The organism is Prosthecobacter sp. (genome assembly GCF_044227185.1).
GTDB lineage: Bacteria > Verrucomicrobiota > Verrucomicrobiia > Verrucomicrobiales > Verrucomicrobiaceae > Prosthecobacter.
The window spans coordinates 488,283-511,133 of the sequence record NZ_JBGAFO010000001.1 but is presented as its reverse complement, the minus strand read 5'-3'; the positions used below and the strand labels follow the sequence as shown (position 1 = coordinate 511,133).

26 protein-coding genes are annotated in these 22,851 nt (G+C 61.5%); 19 read left to right on the top strand and 7 right to left on the bottom strand.

Annotated features, from left to right (window positions below; all coding sequences use genetic code 11):
- Positions 1–20: 20 nt before the first annotated feature.
- Positions 21–269 carry a MoaD/ThiS family protein gene (locus tag ACILSQ_RS02120; RefSeq protein WP_395741924.1) on the bottom strand — a complete coding sequence of 83 codons (249 nt, stop codon included), beginning with the start codon at positions 267–269 and terminating at the stop codon, positions 21–23.
- A complete protein-coding gene (hpt, locus tag ACILSQ_RS02115) occupies positions 266–826 on the bottom strand; it encodes a hypoxanthine phosphoribosyltransferase (RefSeq protein ID WP_395741923.1) in 561 nt (186 codons plus the stop codon). Before hpt ends, ACILSQ_RS02120 begins: the two co-directional genes overlap by 4 nt.
- A 73-nt stretch (positions 827–899) precedes the next feature.
- Between hpt and pdxH the strand changes: the two genes are divergently transcribed.
- From pdxH to ACILSQ_RS02055, 12 genes are all read left to right on the top strand, one after another.
- Positions 900–1,553, top strand: coding sequence for a pyridoxamine 5'-phosphate oxidase (gene pdxH / locus ACILSQ_RS02110; RefSeq protein WP_395741922.1), 654 nt, complete (start codon positions 900–902; stop codon positions 1,551–1,553).
- 58 nt (positions 1,554–1,611) lie between these two features.
- Positions 1,612–2,133, top strand: coding sequence for a GbsR/MarR family transcriptional regulator (locus ACILSQ_RS02105; RefSeq protein ID WP_395741921.1), 522 nt, complete (start codon positions 1,612–1,614; stop codon positions 2,131–2,133).
- 85 nt (positions 2,134–2,218) lie between these two features.
- On the top strand, positions 2,219–2,635 hold the full coding sequence (locus ACILSQ_RS02100) for a hypothetical protein (protein ID WP_395741920.1): 417 nt from the start codon (positions 2,219–2,221) through the stop codon (positions 2,633–2,635).
- 32 nt (positions 2,636–2,667) lie between these two features.
- Positions 2,668–3,099 (top strand): thiol-disulfide oxidoreductase DCC family protein, encoded by a 432-nt coding sequence (locus ACILSQ_RS02095; protein WP_395741919.1) that lies wholly within the window; start codon positions 2,668–2,670, stop codon positions 3,097–3,099.
- Positions 3,100–3,116: 17 nt separating this feature from the next.
- The gene (locus ACILSQ_RS02090) at positions 3,117–3,986 is read left to right on the top strand and encodes an MBOAT family protein (RefSeq protein WP_395741918.1); all 870 of its coding nucleotides are present in this window, start codon (positions 3,117–3,119) and stop codon (positions 3,984–3,986) included.
- Entirely contained in the window at positions 3,983–4,411 is a 429-nt protein-coding gene (locus ACILSQ_RS02085; protein ID WP_395741917.1) for a hypothetical protein, read from the top strand. Before ACILSQ_RS02090 ends, ACILSQ_RS02085 begins: the two co-directional genes overlap by 4 nt.
- Positions 4,404–5,333: a TIGR01777 family oxidoreductase gene (locus ACILSQ_RS02080; RefSeq protein WP_395741916.1), complete on the top strand. Its 930-nt coding sequence runs from the start codon at positions 4,404–4,406 to the stop codon at positions 5,331–5,333. The genes ACILSQ_RS02085 and ACILSQ_RS02080 overlap by 8 nt, the downstream gene beginning before the upstream one ends.
- A complete protein-coding gene (locus tag ACILSQ_RS02075) occupies positions 5,330–5,746 on the top strand; it encodes a hypothetical protein (RefSeq protein WP_395741915.1) in 417 nt (138 codons plus the stop codon). The genes ACILSQ_RS02080 and ACILSQ_RS02075 overlap by 4 nt, the downstream gene beginning before the upstream one ends.
- Positions 5,746–6,561, top strand: coding sequence for a DUF2071 domain-containing protein (locus ACILSQ_RS02070; RefSeq protein ID WP_395741914.1), 816 nt, complete (start codon positions 5,746–5,748; stop codon positions 6,559–6,561). The genes ACILSQ_RS02075 and ACILSQ_RS02070 overlap by 1 nt, the downstream gene beginning before the upstream one ends.
- Before the next feature lie 44 nt (positions 6,562–6,605).
- On the top strand, positions 6,606–9,824 hold the full coding sequence (locus ACILSQ_RS02065; RefSeq protein WP_395741913.1) for a PVC-type heme-binding CxxCH protein: 3,219 nt from the start codon (positions 6,606–6,608) through the stop codon (positions 9,822–9,824).
- Between the two features lie 90 nt (positions 9,825–9,914).
- Positions 9,915–10,538 carry a hypothetical protein gene (locus tag ACILSQ_RS02060; protein ID WP_395741912.1) on the top strand — a complete coding sequence of 208 codons (624 nt, stop codon included), beginning with the start codon at positions 9,915–9,917 and terminating at the stop codon, positions 10,536–10,538.
- A gap of 40 nt (positions 10,539–10,578) precedes the next feature.
- Entirely contained in the window at positions 10,579–11,154 is a 576-nt protein-coding gene (locus ACILSQ_RS02055; protein ID WP_395741911.1) for a xanthan lyase, read from the top strand.
- Between the two features lie 166 nt (positions 11,155–11,320).
- Here ACILSQ_RS02055 and ACILSQ_RS02050 read toward each other — a convergent pair whose 3' ends face one another.
- Entirely contained in the window at positions 11,321–12,214 is an 894-nt protein-coding gene (locus ACILSQ_RS02050; RefSeq protein ID WP_395741910.1) for an RNA polymerase sigma factor RpoD/SigA, read from the bottom strand.
- 401 nt (positions 12,215–12,615) lie between these two features.
- On the opposite strand from ACILSQ_RS02050, the gene ACILSQ_RS02045 reads away from it, so the two are divergent.
- The gene (locus ACILSQ_RS02045; RefSeq protein WP_395741909.1) at positions 12,616–13,611 is read left to right on the top strand and encodes an alpha-ketoacid dehydrogenase subunit beta; all 996 of its coding nucleotides are present in this window, start codon (positions 12,616–12,618) and stop codon (positions 13,609–13,611) included.
- 52 nt (positions 13,612–13,663) lie between these two features.
- Positions 13,664–14,956: a pyruvate dehydrogenase complex dihydrolipoamide acetyltransferase gene (locus ACILSQ_RS02040; protein ID WP_395741908.1), complete on the top strand. Its 1,293-nt coding sequence runs from the start codon at positions 13,664–13,666 to the stop codon at positions 14,954–14,956.
- A 663-nt stretch (positions 14,957–15,619) separates the two neighbouring features.
- On the opposite strand, the gene ACILSQ_RS02035 is transcribed toward ACILSQ_RS02040, so the two are convergent.
- Positions 15,620–16,513: an HTTM domain-containing protein gene (locus ACILSQ_RS02035; RefSeq protein WP_395741907.1), complete on the bottom strand. Its 894-nt coding sequence runs from the start codon at positions 16,511–16,513 to the stop codon at positions 15,620–15,622.
- A gap of 2 nt (positions 16,514–16,515) precedes the next feature.
- A complete protein-coding gene (locus tag ACILSQ_RS02030; protein WP_395741906.1) occupies positions 16,516–17,088 on the bottom strand; it encodes a hypothetical protein in 573 nt (190 codons plus the stop codon).
- Positions 17,089–17,192: 104 nt separating this feature from the next.
- On the opposite strand from ACILSQ_RS02030, the gene ACILSQ_RS02025 reads away from it, so the two are divergent.
- A complete protein-coding gene (locus ACILSQ_RS02025; RefSeq protein WP_395741905.1) occupies positions 17,193–17,546 on the top strand; it encodes an MmcQ/YjbR family DNA-binding protein in 354 nt (117 codons plus the stop codon).
- A 66-nt stretch (positions 17,547–17,612) separates the two neighbouring features.
- Here ACILSQ_RS02025 and ACILSQ_RS02020 read toward each other — a convergent pair whose 3' ends face one another.
- Together ACILSQ_RS02020 and ACILSQ_RS02015 are read right to left on the bottom strand one after the other, a co-directional pair.
- Positions 17,613–17,855, bottom strand: a complete 243-nt coding sequence (locus ACILSQ_RS02020) for a type II toxin-antitoxin system Phd/YefM family antitoxin (protein ID WP_395741904.1) — start codon at positions 17,853–17,855, stop codon at positions 17,613–17,615.
- Positions 17,856–18,447: 592 nt separating this feature from the next.
- The gene (locus ACILSQ_RS02015; RefSeq protein WP_395741903.1) at positions 18,448–19,203 is read right to left on the bottom strand and encodes an exodeoxyribonuclease III; all 756 of its coding nucleotides are present in this window, start codon (positions 19,201–19,203) and stop codon (positions 18,448–18,450) included.
- A gap of 120 nt (positions 19,204–19,323) precedes the next feature.
- Between ACILSQ_RS02015 and ACILSQ_RS02010 the strand changes: the two genes are divergently transcribed.
- The 4 genes from ACILSQ_RS02010 (at position 19,324) to ACILSQ_RS01995 (ending at position 22,735) form a co-directional block, all read left to right on the top strand.
- Positions 19,324–19,959: a class I SAM-dependent methyltransferase gene (locus ACILSQ_RS02010; RefSeq protein WP_395741902.1), complete on the top strand. Its 636-nt coding sequence runs from the start codon at positions 19,324–19,326 to the stop codon at positions 19,957–19,959.
- Positions 19,960–20,115: 156 nt separating this feature from the next.
- Entirely contained in the window at positions 20,116–20,964 is an 849-nt protein-coding gene (locus tag ACILSQ_RS02005; protein WP_395741901.1) for a hypothetical protein, read from the top strand.
- A gap of 116 nt (positions 20,965–21,080) precedes the next feature.
- Positions 21,081–22,112 (top strand): DUF5077 domain-containing protein, encoded by a 1,032-nt coding sequence (locus ACILSQ_RS02000; RefSeq protein WP_395741900.1) that lies wholly within the window; start codon positions 21,081–21,083, stop codon positions 22,110–22,112.
- Between the two features lie 11 nt (positions 22,113–22,123).
- The gene (locus ACILSQ_RS01995) at positions 22,124–22,735 is read left to right on the top strand and encodes a DUF1801 domain-containing protein (protein WP_395741899.1); all 612 of its coding nucleotides are present in this window, start codon (positions 22,124–22,126) and stop codon (positions 22,733–22,735) included.
- Positions 22,736–22,851: the final 116 nt, after the last annotated feature.

Sequence of the window (22,851 nt, the reverse complement as noted above, 5' to 3'; positions counted from 1 at the left end):
ATAAATTCCGCGCTCCAGAGCTAGCCCCCCTGGACGGGCGGCATGAGGGCGACCTCCGCGCCGTCGTGCAGCGGCTCGTCGCGCTTCACGTAGGTTTGATCGAGGGCGAGGAGGAGGCTGTTTTGCCAGTCGCGGAGTTTGGGCCAGCGGGATTCGATTTGGGCGAGGAGATCGCCCATGGTGGCGCCGGCGGGGAGTTCGAGGGAGATTTCATCCGTGCCGGTGATGTCGCGCAGGACGGAGAAGAAGAGGACGCGCAGCTTGATCATGAAGAGGGCTGGCCGGGGTTGAGGATGCCGATGCAGGGCAGGTTGCGGAAGCGGCCCTGGTAGTCCATGCCGTAGCCGACGACGAATTCGTCGTCGATCTCGAAGCCGGCATCGTGCAGCGCGACTTCGCGCAGGCGCTGGCGGCGCTTGCTGAGGAGGACGCAGGTGCGCAGGGAGGCGGGCTGCTGGACGAGGAGACGCTCGATGATGGCGCTGAGGGTGAGGCCGGTGTCGAGGATGTCATCGAGCAGGAGGACGTCCTGGCCGCGGAGGTCAAAGCTGGCGGGCCAGTTCACCTTCACCTCGCCGGTGGTGGCGGTGCCGCCCTGGTAGCTGCTGGCGCTCAGCGTGTGCAGGCGCACGGGCATCTCCAGGCGGCGCAGGAGATCGGCCACGAAGAAGAGGCCGCCGTCCATCAGGGCCACGACGGTGACGACTTTGCCTGCCAGCTCTGCATTCAGGCGCGCGGCCATGGCGGCGACGCGGGCGCTGATCTGCTCCGGGGTGAGCAGGACGCGTTCAAGATCTTGGATGACGCCGGTGATGGGAGGTGGCATGGAGCAAAAGTGTGCATCAAAGGCCAAAGCAGAGGTAGCGCAGGCCGTGTGGCACGCGTTTCTTGTAACCCCGATGAATCTGACTGACAAACCGAACCTGCCCGACCTGCGCGTGAGCTATGATCTGGGCGCCCTGGACGAACATACCGCGCCGGCGGATCCCGTGGAGCTCTTCACGGTGTGGATCAATGACGCGCTGGCGCACAAGCTGCCGGAGCCGAATGCGATGAGCCTGGCGACGAACGGCCTCGATGGCACGCCGACGGTGCGCACGGTGCTGCTGAAGGGCATCGACGAGCGGGGCTTTCATTTTTACACGAACTACGAGAGCCGGAAGGGCAGCGAGATCGCGGCGGATGCGCGTGGTGCGGCCTGCTTTTTGTGGGCGGACCGGCATCATCAGGTGTGCCTGAAAGGCAGCATTTCCAAGCTGGAGCGCGCGGATGCGGAGAAGTATTTTGCGAGCCGTCCGTATGGGCATCAGATCGGGGCATGGGCCTCGGCGCAAAGTGTGGTGATTTCCGGGCGCGAGTGGCTGGAGGAGCGGGATGCAGAGCTGAAGGCACAGTATCCGGAGGGGCAGGTGCCGTGTCCGCCGCACTGGGGCGGCTACACGCTGCTGCCGAATGAGATCGAGTTCTGGCAGGGACGCGTGAGCCGGCTGCATGACCGGATTCGGTACCGGAAGGAGAACGGGGTGTGGGTGAAAGTGCGGCTGAGTCCGTAAGCGCCAGAAATGTGAACTCGTTGCTTGCCTTTCATTGTTTTCAGTTTTTAATGAAAGCGTGAGCAAGGAACAACCAGAATGGGAGAAGGCCCGCGAGGAATTCGTGGTGCAATGGGGCTCGCTGGGGACGCAGTGGGGGATCAACCGCACGATGGCGCAGATCCACGCGCTGCTCATGACGGCGCCGGAGCCGATGTGCACGGACGAGGTAATGGAACGCCTGGAGATCAGCCGGGGGAATGCGCACACGAATCTGAAGGACTTGGTGGGCTGGAACCTGGTGCGGATCATCACCAAGAAGGGCGACCGCAAGGAGTACTTCGAGGCTGAAAAGGACGTGTGGAAGATTTTCATCACCATCTCGCGGGAGCGCAAGCGCCGGGAGATCGAGCCCGCCATCAACCTGCTGCGGGACTGCGCCGCACGAACGAAGGATGAAGGAGCGGGGCCTGGGCGTGAGTTCCACCAGCAGATGAAGGATCTCGACGAATTTCTCAGCTTCGGCGTCAAAGTGGCCGATACGGTGATCTCCATGAAGCATGCCTCCGCCCTGCAGTGGGCCATGCGCCTCCTCGGCTGATTTTTTTATGCCTGTATGTTTCACAAATTACTGAAAATTCAGAATAAACATTTCCTCTCAAACCAACCTCAAAACACGCAACCCTATGAACGAAACCGTCATCAGCTACAGCCTCTACCTCATCCTCGCCGTCAGCATGACGATCTGGGTGGCGCGCACCCTGCATAAAAATGGCCGCATCTTCCTGGTGGACTGCTTCCACGGGAATGCGGAGCTGGCGGACAGCGTCAACCACCTGCTCGTCGTCGGCTTCTACCTCGTAAACATCGGTTTTGTTTCGCTGTATCTGCGGAGCACGGAGGAGATCGCCGGGGCGCGCGGCGTCTTTGAACTGCTCAGCGGGAAGATGGGCGTGGTGCTGCTCATGCTGGGCGGCATGCACTTCTTCAATCTGTATCTCTTCACCAAGATGCGCCGCCGCGCCACGCTGGCGAACCTGCCGCCGCCGGTGCCGCCGATGAACCGCGTGAGCAAGAGCCACGACATGCTGGACACACTGTGATCCCTTTCATCTCACCCGCACCCTGAGCCGTCATGCATGTTCTCACCCTCTTCTACGACGCCCACTGCGGTGTGTGCTCGCGCTTCCGGCGGTGGATGCTGGAGCAGCCTGCCTATGTGAGACTGAATTTTGTGCCCTATGACTCGCCGCAGGCGCTGCGCCTGTGCCCGGACCTGCGGCACCTGCGGGCGGACGAGGAGATTGTGGTCATGGGGGATGACGGCTCTCTGTGGCAGGGGGCGGCCGCCTGGGTGACATGCCTGTGGGCGCTGCGGGACTACCGCGAGTGGTCGCTGCGGCTGGCGACGCCCGGCATGCTCGGTCTGGCGCGCAAGGTGGTGCATTGGATTTCGAGCAACCGCATCAGCCTCTCCGCCCTGCTGCGGTTGAAGGGCGATGACGCGCTGCGCGCGGAGGTGGGCGCGGTGGCCTGCGAAAACGGAGCCTGTGCTTTGAAACCATGAACTCTCCTTCCCTTCCCATGAATGCTTTGGAAAACAGCGGAACGACCCGCAGCCGGCCCGGTGGCGCAGGCCTCCTGGGATTTGCGCTTTTGCTCATGCTTGCAGGGATGATGGTCACCACGCTCTGGGTCCGCATGTGGTTCCTGGCGGCCGGCGGCTACTTCTGCATGAAGGCCTGGGTGTTGTGGAAGACGCGGGCGGCCTCAGGAGATGTCGCCATCTGGGTCTGGCTGTGTCCCACGTTGAATCTCACCGCCTTTCTGCGCCGCCGTGACGGGCCTGCGGGCGAGGCGCGGCGTCTGGCGCTGGCGGGTTTTGTGAACTTCACCTGCGGCGCCGTGCTGCTGTGGGGCGTGGCGCGGCAGTTCGCATCCATGCCGCTGGTGGCGGGGTGGGTCGGCATGACGGGCCTCATTTTGATGCTGCACCTCGGCGTGTTTCACATCGTCACCGCATTCTGGATGCGGATGGGGCGCGCCGTGGAGCCATTGATGAAATGCCCGGTGGCTGCGGAGTCGCTGTCCGACTTTTGGGGCCGCCGGTGGAACACGGCGTTTCGCGATGCCATCAATCTCCTGGTGTTTCGCCCAGTGGCTCAGCGCTGGGGCGCCAAAGAAGCGCACTGGCTGGTTTTTCTCGTTTCCGGTCTGCTGCATGAGGTCGTCATTTCCCTGCCCGCGCAGGGAGGCTGGGGCGGCCCCACGGCTTACTTTCTTCTGCAGGCGGCGGGCATTGCGCTGGGGCGGCGCCTTCGCATTCCACGAGGCATCGCCAGCCGGCTGTGGGCCTGGGTCTTTCTCATCGCACCTGTGGGGCTGCTGTTTCACCCGCCCTTCGTGCACGCGGTGATGCTGCCCTTTTTTCAAACCCTGGGAGCCCTGCCATGAACCTGAATCTGGAAACCTTTCTCATCCTCGCCGGTCTCGGAAACTTCGGCATTCTCATCGCCAGCGCGCTCACACCCCGGGCTCTGGACTGGAAGACAAACCTCGCCCCACTGAAGCCGTTTCTGCGGACTTTGTTCTGGGTCTATGGGGTTTTCATCGCGCTGACCATCGCGGGAATGGGCGTGCTCACCCTGCTGCATGTCAAAGCCATGGCCGCAGGGGATCCGGTGGCGCGATCGCTGGCGGCGTTCATTACTGTCTTCTGGTCCGCGCGGCTGGGAGTGCAGTTCTTCGTTTTCGACGCCACCGAGTTCCTCACCACGCGCTGGCGGCGGATCGGCTACCACATTCTCACACTGGCCTTCATCGCCCAGGCGGCTGTGTATTTCATCGCGGCGTTCCGACCTTTTCCCGATCATGGCTAACTCCAAAATCATCCTCGCTGGTGGCACCGGTTTTCTCGGCGCTGTGCTTGAAAAACACTTCGCCTCCCTCGGCTGGGAGGTCGTGGTGCTGACACGCAAACCGTCTCGTGATGGAGAAGTCGCGTGGGATGGCGAGTCTCTCGGCGAATGGTGCCGCGAACTGGAAGATGCAGATGCGATTGTGAACCTCTGCGGCCGCTCGGTGGACTGCCGCTACACGCCGGCCAACCGGCGTCTCATCATGGATTCACGCCTCAAACCCACGCGTGCGATCGGTGAGGCCATCGCCCGCTGCGCGAGACCGCCGCAGGTGTGGCTGAACTGCAGCTCCGCCACGATCTATCGGCACACGTTCGGCACCCCGTGGGACGAGACCGGTGCCGACTTCACGCCGACGCACGCCGTGCACGATGAGTTTTCACTCGAGGTGATTCACGCCTGGGAAGGCGCGTTCAACACGGCGCCTGCACCGCACACGCGCAAAGTCGCGCTGCGCACCACGATGGTGCTCGGCCATGCGCGGAACAGCGTCTTTCCCGTGCTGCGCCGTCTCGCACGGCTCGGCCTGGGCGGACGCATGGGCAGTGGCAGGCAATTTGTCTCCTGGCTGCATCAGGAGGACTTCTGCCGGGCGGTGGAGTGGCTGGTGTCACACGAGGACGTTAGCGGCCCGGTGAACCTCGCCGCGCCGAATCCGCTGACGAACGCGGAGATGATGGGGCTCTTCCGCGAGCTTGTCGGAATGCCGGCGGGCCTGCCCGCAGCCGAATGGATGCTGGAGATCGGCGCCTTTTTCCTCCGCACGGAGACCGAGCTCATTCTCAAAAGTCGTCGTGTCATTCCGGGAAAGCTGCTCGCTGGCGGCTTCCAGTTTCGGTATCCCACCCTGCAGGCTGCCTTGCAAAATTTGGCCGCGTCATGAATACGGAATCACTCACCTTCACTCTCAAGCTCGCCGCCGCCGGGCAGCTCATTCTCGCGGTGCTGGACTTGTTTATCGGCCGCATCCTCGGCTGGAAAGCAGCCATGGACCGGATGCCGCTGCTGGTGCGCGAGGTGTTTCAAATCCAGGGCTGGTTCATTGCGCTGACGCTGTTCATCTTCGGGGTGCTGACGTGGTGCTTTGCCGCGGACATGGCCGGCGGCGCGCATGTGTTCCTGCGCTGGTTCTCGGGTGGCATCGGCCTCTTCTGGGGTCTGCGCTGCGTCATGCAGTGGGCGCATTACAGCGCGGTCCACTGGCGCGGCATCCCGCATCTCACAGTGATTCATTGGACCCTTTTTCTGAGCTACGTCGCGTTCACCCTCACCTATTGGAAAGCCGCGCTGGGGTGATGAAACTGCAAGCGCCATCCCACCAGGAATCAGGCCTGCCCAGCGCAGAAGGACGCCAGCGCCTGCTGTCCAGGCGCTTTGATCCGGTGTTTCATGCCGACTGGCTGGACGCGGTGTTTCTCCATTTTGAAACCGATCCCGCCGTGCTGCAGCGGGAGGTGCCGTGGGAACTGGATCTCTTCGAGGGGCGCGCGTTCGTGAGTCTCGTGGCCTTCACCATGCGGGACATGCGGCCCATCAGGGGCGGCAGGCTGGCGGCGCTGCCGTTCAGGCCCATCGCCACGCATGAGTTTCTCAATGTGCGTACGTATGTGAAGCATGGGGGCGAGCCGGGCATTTACTTTCTGAAGGAGTGGCTGCCGAACCGGCTGAGTGTGGCGCTGGGGCCGGTGATGTTTGGGCTGCCCTATCAGCTAGGGCGAATGGACTACGATCATGATATGGAGAACGGAGTGGCGCGCGGACGTGTGGAGGATGCCGGCAGTGGCAAGGCTCTTGTTTATTCCTGTGAGGTGGATGAGGCCGCCGTGCATGCTCCTTGTGCATCGGATTCGCTGGAGGAGTTTCTGGTGGAGCGCTACACTGCTTTCACCAGCGTGGAACTGCCGCTGCCGGGCAGGCCCATGCTGCGGCGCCTGTTTCGCATCTGGCATCCGCCGTGGGATGTTGTGCCGCTCACCGCGCAGATCGGAGACCGCAGCCTGCTGTCTTTGACTGGAGACTGGAGCCGGGAGGCGCGGCTGGTTTCCGCGCATCACTCGCCGGGCGTTCATGACGTGTGGATGGGCCGGCCGCATTTGGTACGTGGAGCGTGAACGATGGCTTGAAGGAAGCCGCCGGCCTGCGCTGTAATGGCTGCATGTCATTCCCGCGCAGTCTTTTTCTCACATGCACTCTCGCCGCCAGCCTTCATGCCGCGGAGGACAAAATGCGGCTGGTGCGTGAGACGGAGGCGCTGACGCCGGAGCAGGAGCGCGCGGGCCTGCATGTGCCGCCGGGCTTCACGGTGCAGCTTTTTGCCAGCGAGCCGATGATCAACAAGCCGATCAACATGGCCTTTGACGCACGGGGGCGGCTGTGGGTGTCATCGACGGTGGAGTATCCCTATGCGGCGGACAAAAGCCGCTGGTCTGATCCGCAGGGAACGCAGGTGAAAGACAGCCGCGATGCCGTCAAAATTCTCGAAGACACGGATGGTGATGGCAAGGCGGACAAGGTGACGGATTTCGCCGGCGGGCTGAACATTCCCACAGGTGTGCTGCCCTGGCACAAGCCGGAGCACAAGGCCGGATGCATCGCCTGGAGCATTCCGAACATCTGGTACTTTGCGGACACCGATGGCGATGACAAAGCGGACCACCGTGAAATTCTCTTTGGCCCGCTGGGTTATGAAAAGGACACGCACGGCATGTGCAGCAGCTTCCGCCTGGGGCTGGATGGCTGGGTGTATGCGACGCACGGATTTAACAACACGAGCCATCTCAAGGCGAAGGATGGCAGCACGCTGGATCTGCACAGCGGCAATGTGTTTCGCTTCCGGCCCGATGGTTCGCGCGTTGAAAAATGGACCAGTGGCCAGGTGAATCCCTTCGGCCTCTGCTGGGACCGCTTCGGCAATCTCTACAGCGCGGACTGTCATAGCTCGCCGATTTACCAGCTCCTTCGCGGTGCGTCTTATCCCAGTTTCGGAAAGCCTCACGATGGACTCGGTTTCGCGCCGGTGATGTGCGAGCACAGCCACGGCTCCACCGGCATCTGCGGCATTGTTTATCTCGATGGCGGCGTGTGGGGGCCGGAGTGGGACGACCACATGTTTGTGGGCAATTGTGTGACCTCCCGCGTGAACCATGACAAGGTCAGCTTCACCGGAGCCACGCCGAAGGCGAATGAGCAGGCTGACTTCATCACGAGTGATGATCCGTGGTTCCGCCCCGTGGATTTGCAACTCGGGCCGGACAACGCGCTGTACATCGCGGATTTTTATAACCGGATCATCGGGCACTATGAGGTGCCGCTGGATCACCCGGGGCGGGACAAAGAGAGGGGAAGAATCTGGCGGGTGGTGAAGACGGACAAAGAAGCCAAAAAGGTGGATCTCACCAGCGCAGCTCTGCCTGAATTGTTCAAGCAGCTCGATTCGCCGAATCTGACGGTCAGACACAGCACGGTGCCGGTTCTCGCAGAACGCTTGATTGAGATGCCGGAAGAGCAGGCGGCATTGCAGAAAAATTGCCAGTCTACATTCCAAAAAGCGTATGCCGTTTGGGTCGCGCATCAGGTGTGGCTGCGCACGGGCGGTTCGTTGTCATTTATGGACAACAACACGGACGACTTTGTGGACGTGCATTTACTTCTGCGTGAAGCCGAAGGGCCAACTCCGCAATGGCGACTTGCGGTTGCCTATACTTTGTCCTGCCTCGCACCGAATAATCAGCGATTTATTCCTCGAACCCAGCTTGCAGCCGCCTGGGCTCTTACCAATTGCCGTGCGGATGCCCGATCCGGCGCGGCAGCTGTCATGATGACGATGCTCCAGCATGTGCCCGCCGATGATCTGACACTCAGGCAGGCATTAAAACTGGCTTCGTACAAACTGCTGTCTGATCCAGAGGTGTTTAAGAACGAGGCTGCGGAATGGGAAGTTGCTCCTCCGACTGACCCGGAGGAAAAAGCCGAATGGCAGGCCTTTGAACGCGATTTTCAGGAGATGGCTCTTGCTCTGAAGACTTCGGTGGTCAGCGACTGGCTGCTGGGGCGGCTGGAACCTTTGACCGAACCGCCTCCGGAGATGAACAGGTTCCTCGCGCAGATCGCCAGATATGGAAGCCCTGAGAGTGTGGAGAAGATGGTGGGAAGCGCCAGGCGTCTCACCAAGGCCAATGCCACGCTGCAAACGGACGCGGTCTTTGAAATCTACAACGGCCTCATGGAGCGCGGCGCCAAACCCTCACCCGCATTGCGCGCATGGGCCATGGAGCTGGCGGAGTCTCTGCTGACACAACCGACCAAGGCAGACACGCAATGGCAGTCCCTGCCGCATCCTGATTTCCCGCAGAGTGCCAGCCCGTGGTGCCTGCAGGAGCGCAAGTGTGCGGATGGGACGCAGGCGCAGGTGATCAGCAGCCTGGACCAAGCGCAGAAGTCGCCGGAGAAACTGACGGGCATTTTGCGCAGCACGAGCTTCGCAGCTCCCGAAAAGCTGTCCTTCTGGCTGTGCGGGCATCGCGGATTCCCGACAGCCAAGGCGCATGACAAAAACTTGGTGCGCCTCATCAGCGAAGGCAAAACCGTGCAACAGGCGTTTCCGCCGCGGAATGATGTGTGCCAGCGCATCGAGTGGGATCTGAGCGGTCTCAAAGGAAGGCCGGTGCAGCTTGAGATTGTGGATGGGGACAACGGCACCGCCTATGCCTGGCTGGGAGTGACACGCATCGAGCCTGCGGTGGTGAGCATCGCGACTTTTCAAGCGGACGATCAGAAGCAGAAGGAGCTCAAAACCCTGGCCATGATGCTGCAGCACACGGCACCGGCGGCGCTGCGCGAGAAGCTGGCGGCGTACCTGCCGCCACGGCCTGCGCCACCGCCGCTGCCAGTCTCACCGGAGCAGCGGAAGCAGCTCGATGCCTTGATCGCGGCGCGCTCGGCGGCGTATGCGAAGGCGAAGCCAGACGTGGCGGCGGGAAAAACGATCTTCACCGCGAACTGCGCGGTGTGCCATCAGATCCGCGGCGAAGGCGGGCTCATCGGGCCGCAGCTCGATGGCATCGGCGCGCGCGGGGCGGAACGTTTGAGCGAAGACATCCTGGACCCGAACCGCAATGTGGATGCGCATTTCCACCTGCACACGCTGACGCTGAAGGATGGCGGGACGATGAGCGGCTTTCTCAAAGGCGAAGCGGGCCAGGTCTTGATTCTTGCCGATGCCGCGGGGCTGGAGCAGCGGGTGTCGAAAAATGATCTCGCGAAGGATGAGACCACGCCGATGTCGCTCATGCCGCCGGTGTTTGGGCAGGCACTGGATGAGGCGGCGTTTGTCAATCTGCTGGGGTATTTGATGAATGAGAAGGCGGCCAAGTGAGAAACTTTTGCGCCTTACGGATCGAATTGGGCTGACAACCCAGGCACAGACCTTCTATGAAGTGGGGCTGTAGAAACATCTTCTGTGCGTATGAAACATTTCCTCCTCTTCCTGGCGGTCGTCACACTCTTCAACTCCTGCAAACGCAGCGCGACTGGAGACAAGCTCCAGGTGGACGTGAAGGCTGGCGGGGAGCTGGTGGCGAACTTCACTTTGACCGTGGATGCGAGCCAGGCCGTCGCCGAAGCCGAAGGCCAGCGGGAGCTTTTCAACATCCGGGAAATGAGCTGGCTCGAACCGAGCACGGGCCAATGGGTTTCTCTGGATCGCTGCAAGGCCGCGGCGGATCAGTCCAAGGCGCAGGCCCTCGTCAGTGCCGTGTCTGCCCCGGCCACGATGAAAGCATTCCTGCTGTGGTCCCTGAATCCCAGCTTTGAGGTTCAGGAAGCCAATGGCGTTCTGAAACTCACCTCAGGCCAGATGGATTATGTGATCGAAGGCGTGGCCTCCCAAAAGAACGCCGAGCGCTATTTTGATTACGCGGTTCTGAATGCCTACAAAAAGGCGATGACTGATCAGGGGATGCCGCCCTTCGCGGAACTGCAAGCGCTCGCCGAGATGCGCAAGCTGGGCTGCATTCCCCGCAAGATCGCCGTCACGTTTCCAGGGATGCCCGAGGCACCCGGCATCGTGATGGAGATTTCCGAGAAATAACCGCGCCTCAGGTGGCACCACGCACGCGCACCTCCAGCCTATGAGATTCCTCTTCATCGCAACGACATTGTTTGGCGCCGCCCTGGCCGCCGAGGCTCTCAAGCCGCATCCGAAGGCTGTGTCCAACATTCACCCGCCCGGCGAGGTGGACCGGCCGGAGATGGTGAAATTCATCGTGGCCGATGCGAAAACGCTGCCCGGCATCGTGGTGGATGAGATGGATGCGGAGCTGGTGGGTGAGTGGCAGTACTCCACGCACACGCCGCCGTATGTGGGGCTGGGTTACCTGCATGACATGAAGGCGGGGAAGGGCAGCAAGTCCGTGACCTTCACGCCCACGCTGCCGAAGGCTGGCTGGTATGAGGTGCGGCTGGCGCACTGCTACAATGTGCGGCGCTCGACCAAGACACCGGTGACGATTCATCATGCGGATGGAGAGACGAAGGTGATCATCAATCAGCAACAGGAGCCGGAGCACGGGCGGCTGTTTCGCACGCTGGGGAAGTTTCGGTTTGAAGCGGGGCGTGCGGGGTGGGTGCGGGTGTCGAATGAAGGGACGGAGCCGGACAAGGTGGTGATCGCGGATGCGGTGCAGTGGGTGCCGGTGAAGAAGTAGCCTTGTTGCTGTGCAACAAGGGATGGCTCCGCTGTGCCGGAAACCGCACGGTCTTTCATGCTGCTTGTTCTTGCGATGCGTTCCCTTGTTCCACAGGAACAAGGCTACTTTCCAAGCCGCAAAAAAGCCGGGGTCTTGCGACACCCGGCTTCGTGATTTTGGAATCTTAATCCTCTTCGGCTTCGGCAGCGGCGGCTTTTTTCCGCTTCTTCTTGCCGCCGGCGTTGCGGAGGGCCTTGGGAATCGGGTCTTCCTTCTTCTGCAGGGCGCGGCGCAGTTTGCGCAGGGCGATGTTCTGCAACTGACGGATACGCTCGCGCGTGACGCCGAACTCCTGACCGACTTCTTCCAGCGTGCGAGGCTTCTGGCCGGCGAGGCCGAAGCGGGCGTCGATGATCTTGCGTTCGCGCTCGTCGAGAACGGTCAGCAGGCCATCGAGCTGGCTGTGCATGTTCTTGTGCGAGAGCAGGTCGAAGGGGGTCTGGGCGTTTTCGTCGCCCACGATTTCACCGAACTCGGTGCTGTCGTCGTCGCTGATGGGGGCGTCGAGCGAGGCCGGGCGCATGGAGGCGACCTTGAGCTGGCTGAGCTTGGCGCGGTCGATGCCGATTTCCTCGGAGAGTTCGTCGTCGGTGGGCTCGCGACCCAGTTCCTCAGACATGGCCATGGCCACGCGGCGCATCTTGCTGATCTTGTCCACCATGTGGACAGGGAGGCGGATGGTCTTGGACTGGTTGGCGAGGGCGCGCTTGATGGACTGTTTGATCCACCAGGCGGCGTAGGTTGAAAGCTTGCCGCCTTTGTTCGGGTCGAAGCGTTCCACGGCCTTCATGAGGCCGATGTTGCCTTCAGAGATGAGGTCGAGAAGGGGCAGACCGTAGTTGGCGTAATCCTGGGCGATTTTCACCACGAGCCTCAGGTTCGCACGAATCATGTGCGAACGGGCTTCGGGGTCGCCACGTTTGATGCGTTCGGCAAGCTCGACCTCCTGGTCGGGAGTCAGCAAGTCAGTCTTGCCGATCTCACGCAGGTAAATCTTGATGCCTCCGTCGAGTTCCATATTGAGCGTTCTAGGTGGGTAATACGATACAAGGACCAACGTCCTTGCCCCCGGCTGGGACGCAGGGGGTGGTCAGTATAAAAGCATTTTTACACTTCGCTCGTGTTTTTTGAGCAAGTTTGCGGCCAGTATAGGAGGATGGACCGGTGGAAAGTGGCACGAGCGAAGAATGAACAAGCTCCGTTCAACTAAACTTTCGGCTGATCGTCAACATCATTTCTAGAAAAAGTTAAGATTTATTAATAAAATCGCCTGCCAACCGGCCTTTTTTGAGCTTTGGGAGCGGTTGGGCCGATTTTTGCGCCCTTCAGGGCAGGGCGGCAGAATGTCCTTTCTCTATGCAGCCCCCCGCTTGACACCGCCCCGCCCCGACCCGACTTACTGCCTCCCCAAACCCCGCCATGCCCCGCCGAATTACCTACCGCGACGCCGTCCGTGAAGCCCTCGATGAAGAAATCGCCCGTGACCCCATGGTCGTGGTCATGGGCGAGGAAGTGGCCCAGTACAACGGGGCCTACAAAGTGACCCAGGGCCTGTGGGACAAGTGGGGGGACAAGCGCCTGGTGGACACCCCCATCAGCGAGGCGGGCTTCATCGGCATGGGCATCGGCGCGAGCATGCTGGGCGTGAGGCCGGTGATGGAATTGATGTTCTGGAGCTTCTACACGGTGGCCTGGGACCAGATCGTGAACAATGGGGCCATGGTGCGCTACATGAGCGGGGGGAAGATCAACTGCCCCATCGTCATCCGCGGCCCGGCCAATGGCGGCACCAGCGTGGGCGCCACCCACTCCCACACGCCTGAGAACATCATGGCGAATTTCCCCGGCATGAAGTGCGTGTGCCCCAGCAACGCCTACGACGCCAAGGGCCTCATGAAGGCGGCGATCCGCGACAATGACCCGGTGATGTTCATGGAGAGCACGAAGCTCTACGGCGAGGAATGGGAAGTGCCCGCCAATGACGAGCTGCCCGGCGGCGAACTTTTCATCCCCCTGGGCCTGGCTGACGTGAAACGCGAGGGCACGGACATCTCCCTCATCGCCCACGGCAAGGCGGTCATCACCTGCCTGGAAGCCGCACGGATTCTGGAAGAAGAGCACGGCATCAGCGCTGAAGTGGTGGACCTGCGCAGCATCCGCCCGCTGGATGAGGACACGATTTTGGAGTCCGTGGCGAAGACGCACCGCGCCATTTACGTGGAGGAAAACAAGCCCTACTGCGGCATCGGCGCCCAGATCGCGTACATGATCCAGGAACGCATTTTTGACGAGCTGGACGCCCCGGTGCAGCGCGTGTGCAGCCTGGACTCCCCCGCGATTTACAGCCCGCCGCTGGAGGCCATCCAGCTTCCGACGGCGGACGTCGTCGTCGCCAAAGCGCTTGGCATTTGCTGATCCCCCCTCGTTCCCTGCCCCTTCTTTAAACCGCTCATCCCGTTTTTCCGCCATGCCAAAATTCATCGAAATGCCCAAGCTCAGTGACACCATGACCGAGGGGACCATTGCCAAATGGACGGTCAAGGAAGGGGACAAAGTCACCAATGGCAAGGCCATCGCCGACATCGAAACCGACAAGGCGACCATGGAGTGGGGCAGCCCGTTTGAGGGTGTGGTGCATAAGTTCATCATCAACGCCGGTGTCAAAGTCCCAATCGGTGCGCCGCTGGCCGTGTTCCTGGAGGAAGACGAGGCCGCTCCGGCCAATCTCGACGAGCTCATCGCCAAAGCGCAGGCCGCCGCGGCTCCCGCACCAGCGGCTGAGAAGAAGCCCGCAGCCTCTGCCACGAAGGCCGCCGCTCCTGGCTCGCGCCTGCCGCTGGCCCCGCAGCACAAGAGCCGTGCCGCTGCTGGCAATGCCACGCTGCGCGTGAAGGCCTCCCCGCTGGCGAAGAAGATCGCCGCGGAGCGTGGCGTGGATCTCAATTCCCTCGTCGGCAGCGGCCCTGGCGGCCGTGTGGTGCGTGCGGATGTGGAAAACGCCCCGGTGGGCGGCGGTGCCGCAGGCCGTGTGGCCGCCACTCCCGCGATCCGTCCCGTCATCGGGCCGGAGGATGAGCGCGTGGCCACCAGCAGCATGCGCAACATCATTGCCGAGCGCCTGCTGGCCTCGAAGACGCAGATCCCGCATTTCTACCTGCAGATGGAAGTGGACGCCGGCCCGCTCATGGCCTTCCGCGCGCATCTGAACGCCTCCGCTGAAAAGACCGGTGGCAACAAGTACACCGTCAACGATTTCATCCTGAAGTCCGTCATCCGTGCCGCACAGGCGCAGCCCGCGATCAATGCCGCCTGGGATGGGGATGCGATTGTGAAGTTCAAGTCCGTGGGTCTCAGCGTCGCCATCGCGATTGATGACGGTCTGGTGACGCCGGTCATCAAGCAGGCGGAGAAGAAGACGCTGCTGGAGATCAGCCAGAGCGTGAAGGACCTGGCTGGCAAGGCCAAGAACAAGAAGCTCAGTCCGGATGACTTCGCCGGCGGCACCATCACCGTTTCCAACCTCGGCGCGTATGGCATCGACCAGTTTGCCGCGATCATCAATCCGCCGCAGGCCGCCATCGTGGCCATCGGCAGCATCCGCTCCGCACCGGTCGTCAATGACAAGGGGCAGATCGTGGTGGGACAGCGCATGTGGGTGGGCCTGAGCGGCGACCACCGCGTGGTGGACGGCGCCGTGGCCGCCACCTTCCTGGCGGAGATGCGCAAGCTGCTGGAGAACCCGGCGCTGATGCTGGTGTAAGTGATGCAAGTTTGCCGTTGGATGGGTGCGGCGAGAGCCCGCCCGTACGGCAGGCTGCATGGCGTGGGAACGTCCTCGTAGTCGGACGGTTTGGCGGAGCGCGCCGTTGGCATTGATACCATCGACAGTTGAAAACCGGTCTGAGTGACTGGCACTCTGCTTAGGGCGGATGAGGTTGTTTGGGGGCAGCGAAAACTGAGATGAGTGCGATGGATGCTTGCGGCGCAGAAGCGTGGCGGGGCGCGTTGCAAACGCTGCTGGAACCCGGCGTGATGTGACGAAGCGCTGGGTTTGCTTCTCCGGGTTGTGTGCGAGTGACCCAGGGCTTGCTCGTGCCTCGCCGCGCCCTGGGCTGAATCCGTCGCCCCGTTGGGGCTGGTGCGCGAGGAGAATGGACCCGTATTTATAGCGATTCGCGAAACTGATTTCCGGTAAGGCGAGTCTTTGGAGGTTCGGTTTGCCGCAGAGGGGCAAAGGTGCAGAGGTGGCAGAGGCTTGTATCGATTCTCTGGTCCCTCTGCCTCTCTGCCTCTTTGCCGTAAAATTGGGTGTTCCATCGTACCCGAAGGGGACCGTCGCCCGACCCATTTTTCGGAACTCTATTTTGGAAAATGCTATAACAGAGCGTGGTATGATACTTCTTCGACGCCAAACACGGCCGACCTACGACCGGAAGGGCAGGCGGCGCTGCAGGCGGTCGAAATCCTCGGGCTGGAGGAAGCTCAGGTAGAGCACCATCATGGCGAGGAAAAACAGGACGAGATTGTACGACATGAGGCAGATGCCGGCGTGCAAGGCGATGCCTGTGATGAAGCCGTACCAGCGCCAGCGGCGGACCATGAGCAGGATGGGAATGGCGAGCTCAACGAGGAGCACGAGGTAGGTGAGCACCTTCAGTGGAAGGCCATAGTTCAGCACCCAGAGGCCGGGCCAGCGGGAATTGTGGGAGAGGAGGAAGAAGCTCATGAATTCACCGCTCATCCAGAATTCATTGTCCAGGCGTGCCAGCACGGCCTGCAGGTAGATCACCGCGAGCTGCACGCGCATCAAGGTGAGGCCGTAGCAGGGCACGTACGGTTCGGGCGGGGACCGTTTGCGCGCCTTGCGGGAGCGCAGGGACCAGCATGCCGGCATGGGCGAAACGAGCACCAGAAAGGCAGTGCAGCGCAGTACTTCGTCCCAGCCCACGGAGATCAAAGGTGCACGCATGCTGTAGGACACATACCATGCGTAGATGATGACGGCCGCGACGCGGGGCCAGATGCCGAGCAGCAGCAGCAGCATGGCTGCACCGTTGAAAAGCATGTAGGTGCTGACGGCGGAGAGGTCGCGGCACAGGGCAAACACCGAAAAATAGGGTCCCACGGTGTACTTTTTCACCACCTCAGGGTCCACCATGCCAGCATCGGTGAAAAAGACCGCTCTCTCCGGCCAGATCTGCATGAGATTGAGCAGGGAGACGAGGGCGAAGGCGATGCGAATGCTGGCATACACACGGGAGTCCGCCTTTCCGAGAAACAGGTCCGTGAAACGGGACTGGGAGCTCTGCGCGCTCATGCTCATGGAGCGGGCCGGGGTGGTGCGGGGTTGGGAGCCAGGGTGCCGAGCTCGAAGGGCCCCAGCACGGAAGGGCGTTCGACGGCGATCTCCTTGAGGGAACGGACGCCGACCAAGCTGCGGGTGTAAGCCGGAATGACCTCCAGGGTCATCCTGGCGCGGGGTGTGTAGCGCCCGGAGCGGAGGAGCTCGGCAGCCGCATTGCGCATGTAGGCTTCGCGGAAGACGCCGCGGGTGGGATTGAAGATGACGTTGACCATCCAGTTGTTCAGGCGCACGTGGTCATGCTGGGAAAAGCGGCGCAGGCCAGGCAGGATGACGCCCTCCGCACGCGGCTTTTGGCTTCCCTCCTGAACCACGAGGCGGGCCTCCAGGCGGTTCATGTTTGGAATGGTCTCAAACATGTTCCAGAGCTGATGGCAGCGGGTGATGCGCTCATAAACACGGAACGGGGGGGCCACGTGCAGGCCTTCCCGCCAGCGCAGCGGGAGCGCGCCGAACAAAAGGAAGGTCAGGTGAACGGTGGCAAAAACCACGATCACTCTTTCTCGGAGGGACAGGGAACGCATGGGCATGGACTGAGGCCAAGAAAGAACCGTGATGAGCGGTTCATCAAACGAATAGAGGGGGATTCGCGGTAAGATTTGGACCCCGGGCCGGGCCGGGCCTATCGTGCCCCATGGAACTGCCTGATGTCATTGAGCAATGCCTGAGTTTTCCCGGCGCGGAGGAGACGCAGCCCTTTGGACCGGAGGCGCTGGTGTACAAGGTCGGCGGCAAGATGTTTGCGGTGACGGTGCCGGAAGACTTCCCCGCCAGCATCAATCTCAAGTGTGACCCGCAGCGCGCCATCGAGCTGCGGGACGAGCACCAAGGCATCAAGCCTGGCTGGCACATGAACAAGAAGCACTGGAACACCGTGATGCTGGACGGGACGGTGCCGCCGCGGCTGGTGCGGGAGCTGGTGAAGCACTCGTATGAGCTCGTGGTGGCGGCGCTGCCGAAGAAGGTGCGGGAGGGGCTGGGGAAGTAGTCCAGTTGCGCTGCAACTGGATAAGAGCTCCAGCGAAGACTCATCAGGCCACCAGAACGCAGGACGCTACAGCAGTCCTAGTTCGTGCATGCCCGTTTCATCCAATGCCGCAAAAGAAGCGGTGTTCCAGCGAACGGGGCCTGAGGTGCGTTCACCCACGCATGGGCGTGTCAGCGGCAGTGATGATTTAACCGGCACGATGCGCGCTACCGCCACTGCACCCTGGAGCAGCAGCACTTCTTCTCCCAGCGCTACTTGTTGCAGCAAGTGGGAGAAGTGTGCCTTGGCGTATTCGATTGTGACCTCCATGGTTTGATTGTCGGGGATGGCGTGTGAGCGTCAAGATGGCAAACTGCAAGTGACGGATCATCCCGGAGAGATGAGGAAAGGCAGCCGCTGGTGAAGCGAGGCGTGGCGAGTTAGAACCAGCAGACCCTATAGAACGTACAGCCGGCTCAAGGGAGAGCATGCCGGAGGTATGCGAGAAGAAATGTGACGCTCAGCGTAGACGAGGAGCCGATGAAAGCTTCTCGCATCCCTTCAGGATGCGACCTTGAGAGGACTTTGGGTGGGTGCGTTGTTCCAGGGGCTGCGCTCGCTGCGCGAGCTGACCCCTGGCTAATTTCTTGGATCCCTCCGGGATCAATCTGCATTTTCATTGCGAGCAAATCGCAATTTGGTTTCGACGAGCTCGACTCTTTCAATGTTAGCACGCCGCACAGTGTTAGTTCCATCATCTGGAAAAACTAGAGCTTTCGACATATGGAGTTTGGAATAATTGAGTGACTCCAAGAGTGTTTCGATATCAGAACGGCTAAGTTCAATCTTCATGTTTATTGCCAATGTATCAAGTTCGAGTCAATGGAGCGAAACATAGTCTTCTTGTTGATCATTTCATTGTTCACCCCACGACCAGCTCGACGGGGCAGTGGTCGCTGCCGTGGATGTCGGAGCGGATGGTGCATGACTTCAGGGCGGGCTTCAGCTTTTCGGAGGCGAGCCAGTAGTCGAGACGCCACCCGATGTTCTTGGCGCGGGCGTCGGGGGTGCGCTGGGTCCACCAGGTGTAGCGGCCGGGGCTGGGGTCGAACTGGCGGAAGACGTCGAGGAAGCCGGCGTCGAGGTGCCGGGTGAAGCTGGCGCGTTCTTCATCGCTGAAGCCGGGGTTCATGCGGTTGGACTTTGGATTGGCGAGGTCGATCTCCTGATGGGCGCAGTTGAGATCTCCGCAGGCGAGGACGGGCTTTTTCTTTTCCAGCTTCTTCAGATGCGCGCGGTAGGCATCGTCCCAGGAGAGGCGGTAGCTGAGGCGTGCGAGCTCGGCCTGTGAATTGGGTGTGTACACATTCACGACGTAGAAGTCCGGGAACTCGACAGTGATGAGGCGGCCTTCGCGGTCGTGTTCATCAATGCCGAAGCCGTGGGTGAAGGTGTGAAAGGGGACGCGGCTGAGAATGAGAGTGCCGGAGTAGCCCTTTTTCTGGGCGCTGTTCCAGACGGCGCTGTAGCCGGGGAACCAGGCCAGGTCCACCTGCTCCTGCTGGGCCTTGGTTTCCTGCAGGCAGATGACGTCGGCATCGCCGGAGAGCATGTATTCGCGGAGGCCTTTGCCGAGGGAGGCGCGGATGCCGTTGACGTTCCAGGTGGTGAGTTTCATGAGAGATGGAAAATGACGAAGGACGAATGGGGAATGACGAATTAGGCCGGGAATGAGGATCGTGAAAGTGAGGAATTGTTGGAGGTTGCGGATGGGAAGGCCCGACGCTCTGACTGAGGCATGAGCTTTGACCTGCTGGCACCGCATTACCGCTGGATGGAGGCGCTGTGTGCCGGCGGGCAGTTGCAGCGGGCGCGCACGGCCCTGCTGCCGGCGCTTTCACCGCCGCAGCAGGTGCTGATCTATGGGGAGGGAAACGGGCGCTTTTTGGTGGAGCTGTGCCGTCGCTTTCCAGAGGCGCGGGTGACGGTGGTGGAGGCCAGCAGTGTGATGATTGACCTGGCACGTGCGCGGCTGCGGCGCGCAGGGCTGGAGGATGCGCGGGTGGAGTTCATCCATGCGGACGCGCTGGCCTGGCAGCCGCCGCAGGCGGCCTATGACCTCATCGTGACCTGTTTCTTTCTTGATTGTTTCCGCGTGGATCAACTGCAGCGGCTGGTGCCGGTGATTGCCGGTGCGGCAACGATCTCGGGCGGGTGGCTGCATGCGGATTTCCAAATCGCGCCGGGTGTGGTGCGGCGTGTGTGCAGCCGGATGATCGTGGGGGTCCTGTATGCGTTTTTCCGCCGGGTGACGCGGCTGGCGGCGCATGAACTGGTGAATGTGGCGCCACTGCTGAGCGCCGCGGGGTTCACGCGGCGGAAGCGTGAAGAGTTGCTTTTTGGCCTGCTGTTTTGCGAGTACTGGCGGCGTTAGAGAGATTGCGTCTCAGGCTCGTCGCATCACACGTTCAATGGATGCCAATTCACGCGGATCAAAGCGGAAGCGCGTGTGCTTTGTTGATGGATGGTCAATAAACCACACTCCCAATACCGGTGGTTGCTTGCGCTGGGCTTCAGCGTCGTAGCAGCCGTGTCCTTTTCAAACGCCACCGCTGGCACGCCCGCTCCGGCGAAAAACCCTGTTCCCGATCCCTTTGACTGGAAGGAGAACACCATCTCCCCGGTCACGAATCCGATCTATTTCGAAGATCCGGTGATCCGGTCTGAGATCCGCCCCATTTTTATCTATCACAACTTCGACAACCAGTTTGTGACAGGTCGTGGCAGCGCGCGTGTCGGGGCCATCCAGTTCCGCTACGCGCTGACGGACCGGCTGGCGTTCATCGCCACGCAGGACGGCTACCTGAACATCAACGGCACCGGAGTGAAGGGCAGCGGCTGGATGGATCTGGCGGCGGGCTTCAAATACGCGCTGATCAATGACGTCGAAAACCAGTTCATCCTGACGCCTGGCTTCACCTTCCAGATTCCGACGGGGGACAAAGATGTCTTTCACGGCCGTGGCAGCGGCCAGCTCAATCCCTTCGTCTCCTTTGCGAAGGGTTTTGGAGACCTGCACCTGACGGGCAACGTGGGCGTGCTGATCCCGATGCTGCGCAATGAGCAGAACACCATGGCCCACTACAGCATGATGGTGGACTACTACGTGAGCCGGTGGTTCATCCCCTTTGCCACCGCCAACTTCTGGACCTCGCTGAACAGCGCCTCCAACATCCCCGGGCTGCGGAGCAACGGCTACGATGTGATCAACTTCGGCGCGGGCAATGCCAGCGGCGTGACGCAGGGGATGCTGGGCATCGGCTTCCGTTCACGCATCCAGAAGAATGTGGACATCGGCTTTGCCTATGAAATGGCGGTGGTGAAGCCCTATGGCCTTTCCAACAACCGTTTCACCATGGACATGAGCATCCGCTTCTAACGGCGAGTTTTTGTTAGTTGAGCCAGCAGTGAAGTCGGGTCGCACGGGGGCGAAAGTCCCCGTGCGTTTCTGTTGCGGGGCAGGCTTCCGCCTGCATCATTACGGACTCGACCACCATGAAACGCCACGCTCTTCCTCATGCCGCCGGCGCCTTAGCGCTGCTTTTCGCCCTCAGCTCCTGCGGCAAGCAAGAGCAGCCCGCCGCCGCACCGGCGCCCGCGCCAGCAACTGTGGCCGCCAAGCCGGTGGCTCCGCCGCCCGTGCCCATTCCCCCACCTGCGAAGGCGATGGAGCCCGCGAAGCCCGCGGAACCTGTGTTTGCCGCGACACCGGTGGACCTGAACGGTTTTGGCAGTGATGAACCCGCGCTGCGTGTGGACGAGCCGACCCGGGGGGTGATCGTCATCGAGCCGAAGGACATCAAGCACACCTCCCAGCAGCATTGGGATCAGTATGACTGCTCCAGCTTCAACGCCAAGCGCTGGGGCCGCTACGAGGTGCGGCTGACCTACACCCTGAGAAATGCCACGCTGGGAACGCAGTTCCGCTTTGCCCAGCAGCCGCTGAAGAAGACGCTCATGGCCTCCAGCCAGCCGAAGCGCGTGGTGTATGGGACGGTGTATGTGGACAAGACCACGACCTACCCGTTTTCGATCTTTGCGGCCGCCACGGGCACGGAGCCCGGGTTTGAAATCCATGAGGTGGCCTTTGTGCCCGCGCCTGAAGGCCCGGCGCCCGTGCAGGCTGCGGACGGCAGCATCACGCTCGAGGCCAGCAGCGCCACGACGTGGTCTGAAAACATGCGCTACGAGCCCAAGTCTGAGAAAAACTGCCTGGGCTTCTGGACCAGCGAGGACGACTTTGCGGAGTGGGATTTTGAAGTCACCAAACCGGGCAAGTTCAAGGTGACCGTGGTCCACGGCTGCGGCACCGGTAACGAAGGCAGCCAGGTGGCGGTGAAGCTGGGGGACCAGGAGCTGAAGTTCAATGTGAAGGACACCGGTGGTTTCCAGAAGTGGTCCGAGGAGCAGGTGGGTGAAGTGGAGATCAAAGCGCCGGGCAAAATGCGCCTTGTGATTGATCCGGTGTCGAAGGCGAAGAGCGCCGTGCTGGACGTGAACAAGGTGGTGCTCAAGCCCGTGAGCTAAGCTTCGCTGGCATGGACGTCGCCCGCCCGGCCACACGTGATCCCGAGACCTGGCTCGATCTCGCGCCAGAGTTCTCGCAGGCCATGGCGCGGCAGGTGCGCGGCTGGATCCAGCGCTGGGAGCCGGACCTGACGGAGTCCATCAAATGGAACATGCTGTGCTTCAGCGGGCGGAAAAACATCTGCGCCATCAGCGCGTGCAAGAAACATCTGGGCGTCGCCTTCTTCCGCGGCACGGAGCTGCGCGAGATCACGGATCTGTTTGAAGGAGGTGAGGAGAACACCAGCATCCTGACCATCCGCGTGACGAGGCTGGAGAAGCTGAATGCGAAGGCGTTTCAGCGTCTGCTGCATGCCGCCGTGGCGCTGGACGCAGATGAGTCTGCCAAGCCGCCGCCGATGAAGAAGAGAGCCGAGTGGCCGATGCCGCCGGCACTGGAGAAGGCGCTGAAACAGAACAAGGCGGCCGCGGCGGGCTTCAAGGCCATGAGCATTTCCTGCCAGCGCGAGTACAAAGTGTGGATCAGCAGCGCGAAGCAGGAGGAGACGATCCAGCGGCGGCTGAAGGAAACGCTGCGGGCTCTTGCGTCCGGGAAGAAGTGGGCGCAGCGCAGGGAGGCGTGATCTATACCGTGCGCGGTCGAAAAAGAGCCCGAATGAAACCAGTTAAGTCGCGCTTCCCAAATGCTCCCTGCCCGCAGGAGGGTCGGGGCTTTGTGCGTGGCGAAGCGGTGTGAATG

Bases quoted from the DNA above. Each gene is read 5' to 3' on its own strand.
- ACILSQ_RS02035 (WP_395741907.1), bottom strand. From the start codon at position 16,513: ATGAGCGCGCAGAGCTCCCAGTCCCGTTTCACGGACCTGTTTCTCGGA.
- ACILSQ_RS02095 (WP_395741919.1), top strand. From the start codon at position 2,668: ATGCATGTTCTCACCCTCTTCTACGACGCCCACTGCGGTGTGTGCTCG.
- ACILSQ_RS02010 (WP_395741902.1), top strand. From the start codon at position 19,324: ATGAGCTTTGACCTGCTGGCACCGCATTACCGCTGGATGGAGGCGCTG.
- ACILSQ_RS02025 (WP_395741905.1), top strand. From the start codon at position 17,193: ATGGAACTGCCTGATGTCATTGAGCAATGCCTGAGTTTTCCCGGCGCG.
- ACILSQ_RS02055 (WP_395741911.1), top strand. From the start codon at position 10,579: ATGAGATTCCTCTTCATCGCAACGACATTGTTTGGCGCCGCCCTGGCC.
- ACILSQ_RS02085 (WP_395741917.1), top strand. From the start codon at position 3,983: ATGAACCTGAATCTGGAAACCTTTCTCATCCTCGCCGGTCTCGGAAAC.
- ACILSQ_RS02015 (WP_395741903.1), bottom strand. From the start codon at position 19,203: ATGAAACTCACCACCTGGAACGTCAACGGCATCCGCGCCTCCCTCGGC.
- ACILSQ_RS02050 (WP_395741910.1), bottom strand. From the start codon at position 12,214: ATGGAACTCGACGGAGGCATCAAGATTTACCTGCGTGAGATCGGCAAG.
- hpt (WP_395741923.1), bottom strand. From the start codon at position 826: ATGCCACCTCCCATCACCGGCGTCATCCAAGATCTTGAACGCGTCCTG.
- ACILSQ_RS02040 (WP_395741908.1), top strand. From the start codon at position 13,664: ATGCCAAAATTCATCGAAATGCCCAAGCTCAGTGACACCATGACCGAG.
- ACILSQ_RS02090 (WP_395741918.1), top strand. From the start codon at position 3,117: ATGAATGCTTTGGAAAACAGCGGAACGACCCGCAGCCGGCCCGGTGGC.
- ACILSQ_RS02075 (WP_395741915.1), top strand. From the start codon at position 5,330: ATGAATACGGAATCACTCACCTTCACTCTCAAGCTCGCCGCCGCCGGG.
- ACILSQ_RS02080 (WP_395741916.1), top strand. From the start codon at position 4,404: ATGGCTAACTCCAAAATCATCCTCGCTGGTGGCACCGGTTTTCTCGGC.
- ACILSQ_RS02020 (WP_395741904.1), bottom strand. From the start codon at position 17,855: ATGGAGGTCACAATCGAATACGCCAAGGCACACTTCTCCCACTTGCTG.
- ACILSQ_RS02000 (WP_395741900.1), top strand. From the start codon at position 21,081: ATGAAACGCCACGCTCTTCCTCATGCCGCCGGCGCCTTAGCGCTGCTT.
- ACILSQ_RS02100 (WP_395741920.1), top strand. From the start codon at position 2,219: ATGAACGAAACCGTCATCAGCTACAGCCTCTACCTCATCCTCGCCGTC.
- ACILSQ_RS02120 (WP_395741924.1), bottom strand. From the start codon at position 269: ATGATCAAGCTGCGCGTCCTCTTCTTCTCCGTCCTGCGCGACATCACC.
- ACILSQ_RS02070 (WP_395741914.1), top strand. From the start codon at position 5,746: ATGAAACTGCAAGCGCCATCCCACCAGGAATCAGGCCTGCCCAGCGCA.
- ACILSQ_RS01995 (WP_395741899.1), top strand. From the start codon at position 22,124: ATGGACGTCGCCCGCCCGGCCACACGTGATCCCGAGACCTGGCTCGAT.
- ACILSQ_RS02045 (WP_395741909.1), top strand. From the start codon at position 12,616: ATGCCCCGCCGAATTACCTACCGCGACGCCGTCCGTGAAGCCCTCGAT.
- pdxH (WP_395741922.1), top strand. From the start codon at position 900: ATGAATCTGACTGACAAACCGAACCTGCCCGACCTGCGCGTGAGCTAT.
- ACILSQ_RS02065 (WP_395741913.1), top strand. From the start codon at position 6,606: ATGTCATTCCCGCGCAGTCTTTTTCTCACATGCACTCTCGCCGCCAGC.
- ACILSQ_RS02030 (WP_395741906.1), bottom strand. From the start codon at position 17,088: ATGCCCATGCGTTCCCTGTCCCTCCGAGAAAGAGTGATCGTGGTTTTT.
- ACILSQ_RS02060 (WP_395741912.1), top strand. From the start codon at position 9,915: ATGAAACATTTCCTCCTCTTCCTGGCGGTCGTCACACTCTTCAACTCC.